Genomic DNA, 1,002 nt, shown 5'->3' with positions numbered 1-1,002 from the left:
ATGCTAGCCTCAGTGCCGAATTAGAAACGGCAGGAGGCACACCCCATGAACGACTTTCTCGATCATCTCGGCATCGACGCGGCCACGCGCGCGCTGATCGTCACCTATTCGATCCGCATCGGCCTGGCGTTGCTGCTGTTGCTGATCGGCTTCTGGATATCCGCACGCGTCGCCAACCTCGGCCGTCGCGCCCTGGAGCGCGCCCGCGTCGATGTCACGCTGGCGATGTTCCTGCGCAACATCATCTACGGCATCCTCATCGCGCTGCTGCTGATCCAGGTGCTCGGCATGGCCGGTATTCCGACCGCGTCGTTCATCGCCGCGATCGGCGCCGCCGGGCTGGCCATCGGCCTGGCCCTCAACAGCTCGCTGTCCAACCTCGCCTGGGGCGTGCTGTTGATCCTGTTCCGTCCGTTTCGCGTGGGCGATCACGTCACCATCGGCGGTGTCGAAGGTGACGTGCAGAGCGTGAACCTCATGCACACCTACCTGATCACGCCGGACAATCGCCAGGCCGTGCTGCCGAATGCCAAGGTCGGCGGTGACGCGATCATCAACTTCAATGTTCGCGGTACGCGTCGCTTCGAGATCAAGGTCGGCATCGGCTACAACGACGATATCGGCAAGGCCATGCAGGTGGTGCGCGACCTGTTCGCCGCCGACTCGCGCATCCTCAAGGACCCCGTCCCGGGTGTCTGGACCGAAGCCCTCGGCGATTCCAGCGTGAACCTCGTCGTCCGCGGCTGGACCGCCACCGCCGATCTGTGGGAGACCCAGACCACGCTGATCCGCAGCATCAAGGAGCGGTTCGACGAGTCCGGCATCACTATCCCGTATCCGCAGAGCGAGATTCGGTTGGTGAGTGCRCCTGCGGCGGAGCCGAAGGCGGAGTGATCCCGACGGGGCGCGCTTTGTGTGGTGTGGGAGCCGCTTCAGCGGCGATAGGGTGCTTGCGGCGACCCGGCCCGCTGCCGCGGGATCGCCGCTGAAGCGACTCCCACA

Annotated in this window: 1 protein-coding gene; it reads left to right on the top strand. The window is 65.0% G+C overall.

The genetic code is table 11. The features are described 5' to 3' along the window. Nucleotides 1–45 precede the first annotated feature (45 nt). Nucleotides 46–894: a mechanosensitive ion channel family protein gene (locus tag AC1DT2_RS24420; RefSeq protein WP_477299326.1), complete on the top strand. Its 849-nt coding sequence runs from the start codon at nucleotides 46–48 to the stop codon at nucleotides 892–894. Nucleotides 895–1,002: the final 108 nt, after the last annotated feature.

The sequence above is a fragment of the Luteibacter sp. P4_E6 genome (assembly GCF_056401535.1).
Note: the sequence above shows the minus strand (reverse complement) of the source record. Positions and strands in the feature narration are given on the sequence as shown.